The organism is uncultured Methylobacterium sp. (assembly GCF_964244095.1).
In the GTDB taxonomy this organism is placed as follows: Bacteria; Pseudomonadota; Alphaproteobacteria; order Rhizobiales; family Beijerinckiaceae; genus Methylobacterium.
Genome location: NZ_CAXTHR010000254.1, coordinates 1 through 3079 on the forward strand (window position 1 = coordinate 1; position 3079 = coordinate 3079).

The 3079-nt window shown below is 66.0% G+C and carries 4 protein-coding genes; all 4 read right to left on the minus strand.

Annotated features, from left to right (window positions below):
- Positions 1-391 (minus strand): ATP-binding cassette domain-containing protein (locus tag ACFE86_RS22070; RefSeq protein ID WP_375457451.1); only part of this gene is annotated, 391 nt, incomplete at its 3' end.
- Between the two features lie 7 nt (positions 392-398).
- Positions 399-1568 carry an urea ABC transporter permease subunit UrtC gene (urtC, locus tag ACFE86_RS22075; protein WP_375457452.1) on the minus strand — a complete coding sequence of 390 codons (1170 nt, stop codon included), beginning with the start codon at positions 1566-1568 and terminating at the stop codon, positions 399-401.
- A gap of 10 nt (positions 1569-1578) precedes the next feature.
- On the minus strand, positions 1579-2505 hold the full coding sequence (gene urtB, locus ACFE86_RS22080; RefSeq protein WP_375457453.1) for an urea ABC transporter permease subunit UrtB: 927 nt from the start codon (positions 2503-2505) through the stop codon (positions 1579-1581).
- Positions 2506-2715: 210 nt separating this feature from the next.
- Positions 2716-3079 (minus strand): transporter substrate-binding protein (locus ACFE86_RS22085; protein ID WP_375457454.1); only part of this gene is annotated, 364 nt, incomplete at its 5' end.

Genomic DNA, 3079 nt, shown 5'->3' on the forward strand with positions numbered 1-3079 from the left:
GCGCGCCGAACACCGAGCGCCCGCGCGGGAACGAGATCTCCAGGTTCTCGAACACGGTGAGGTCGTCGTAGATCGACGGCGTCTGGAACTTGCGTCCGACGCCGGCCTGAACGATCGCGCTCTCGGTGAGCTTGGTCAGCTCCTGGCCCTTGTACTTGATCGAGCCGGTGCTGGCGCGCGTGCGCCCGCAGATCAGGTCGAGCACCGTGGTCTTGCCGGCCCCGTTCGGGCCGATGATCACCCGGATCTCGTTCGGGTCGACGTAGAACGACACGTCGTTGACCGCCTTGAAGCCGTCGAAGGAGACGGTGAGCGCCTCGACCGCGAGGAGGTGGTCGGGCGGCGCCGAGCTTGCGCCGATGACCGAGGAGGGAAGGATCGCGGCGTTCATGGTGCTCTCACTCGGCCGGGGCGCCGTGGGGGACGATCACCGGGGGCGGCGCACGCAGCGCCTTCACGCGGCGGGTGAGGCGCGGCTCGATGTGCTCGCGCCAGATGCCGGCAAGCCCGTTCGGGAAGGCGAGCACCACGGCGATGAACAACGCGCCGAGGCCGAACAGCCACAGGTCGGGGAAGGACTCCGAGAAGCTGGTCTTGGCCCAGTTGACGAGCAAAGTGCCCCAGACCGCGCCGAACAGCGACATCCGTCCGCCGACGGCTGCGTAGATCACCATCTCGATCGAGGGCACGATGCCGACGAAGGAGGGCGACATGAACCCGACCTGGAGGGTGAACATCGCCCCGCCGATCGCGGCGAACGCGGCCGCCAGGCAGAAGGCGAACACCTTGAAGCCGGCCACCGAGTAGCCGGAGAACCGCACCCGGTCCTCCTTGTCGCGCATGGCGACCAGGATGCGCCCGAGCTTGGACTTCTTCACGAACTGCGCGATCAGGATGCAGACGATCAGGAGCCCGCCGTTGACGAAGTACAGGATGTTGTGGGCCGAATCCGTGCGGATGTCCCAGCCGTGCAGGCTGCGCAGGTCCGTGATGCCGTTGATGCCGCCGGTGTAGCCCTGCTGCCCGACGATCAGGATCGTCAGGATCGCGGCGATCGCCTGGGTGATGATCGCGAAGTAGGTGCCGCCGACCCGGCGCTTGAACATCGCCGCCGAGATGACGAAGGCGAACAGCACCGGTACGCCGATCACCAGGATCAGCGTCAACGGCAGGCTCTGAAAAGGTTTCCAGAACCACGGCAGCGCCGTGATCTGGTTCCAGTCCATGAAGTCGGGGATGCCGGGCGTCGACTGGATTTTTGTATTTTCGACGCTGCTGGCTTCCAATTTCAAGTACATGGCCATGCAATAGCCGCCCAGGCCGAAGAAGCAGCCCTGGCCGAGCGACAGGATGCCGGCGTAGCCCCAGCAGATCACGAGGCCGAGCGCCACGAAGGCGTAGGTGAGGTACTTGCCCACCAAGTTCAGGCGGAAGGCGTCGAGCAGGCCCGGCAGCACGATCAGGATCACGGCGGCGAGCAGCGCGAGGCTCAGCCACTCGATCGGCTTCATGAACGGGTTGTCGTTGACAGTGACCGCCTTGGTCAGGGTCTGGATCGGGCTCTTCATCGTGAACTCCTCAGCGCCGGACCTTGAGGGTGAACAGGCCCTGCGGCCGCAGCATCAGGATGCCGACCACCGCGAGCAGGGTGAGCACCTTGGCCATCGAGCCGGAGAGGAAGAATTCCAGCGTCGACTGGGTCTGCGAGATCGAGAAGGCCGAGGCGATGGTGCCGAGCAGGCTCGCCGCGCCGCCGAACACCACGATCAGGAAGGTGTCGACGATGTAGAGCTGGCCCGAGGTCGGCCCCGTGGAGCCGATCATCGTGAAGGCCGAGCCCGCGACGCCGGCGATGCCGCAGCCGAGGCCGAAGGTGTAGCGGTCGACCTTCTCGGTATCGATGCCGACGGCGCCGGCCATCGGGCGGTTGGCCACCACCGCGCGGACGTGCTGGCCGAAGCGCGAGCGGTAGACCAGGGCCGCGACGCCGAGCGTGATCAGCGTGGTGACCGCCATCACGAACAGGCCGTTGATCGGCACCTCGATCGAGTCGGTGACCTGCACCGAGCCGATCAGCCAGGCCGGCAGCTCGACGCCGACCTCGCGCGCGCCGAAGATCGAGCGGTAGGCCTGCTGCAGGATCAGCGACAGGCCCCAGGTGGCGAGCAGCGTGTCGAGCGGGCGCTTGTAGAGGTGACGGATCAGCGCCCACTCGACCAGCATCCCCATCGCGCCCGACGCCAGGAAGGCGAGGATCATCGCGAGGAAGAAGTAGGCCGGGAACAGGGCCGGCAGGTGCGCCTGGAAGAACGACGAGCACAGGTAGGTCATGTACGCGCCGAGGATCATGAACTCCCCGTGCGCCATGTTGATCACGCCCATCTGCCCGAAGATGATCGCGAGGCCGAGCGCCATTAGCACATAGACCGAGAACAGGATCAGGCCGGCGAAGCCCTGCATCGCGAAGATCGAGCCGAGGTCGCCGAGGGAGTACTCACCGAACATCCGCGCGCTCCGATCCATCGGGATATCCGGAGGACCGTGGCCCCCCGGTTCGTGCAGCGAGGGGCAGCCCCTTGCCGTCGCATCCCGCCAAATCGCCTCGCTGACCGAGGTCGAAGGACGGGAGCGGCGGTGTTCGGGGCATCCTGCGGAAGACTGGCTTGCAAGTCGCGCGCCGAATGCTCTCGACGCGCGACGACGGCTCGGCGGAGGCTACTGGTAGCCCTTCGGGAACGGGTCGGGCTTGATCAGCTCGGGGCTGGTGTAGACGATCTCGAACTGGCCGTCGGGCTTGGCCTTGCCGACCCGGGTCTTCGACCAGAGGTGATGGTTCGGGTCGATCTTCACGTAGCCTTCGGGCGCGCCCTTGAACTCGAGGTCGGGCGAGGCGGCGACCACCTTGTCGACGTCGAACGAGCCGGCCTTCTCGCAGGCCATCTTCCACAGGTACGGCCCGAGATAGGCGGCCTGCGTCACGTCGCCGATGACGGTCTTGTCGCCCCACATCTTCTTGAAGTCCGCGACGAACTTCTTGTTGTTGTCGTTCTCGATCGACTGGAAGTACTTCATGCAGGCG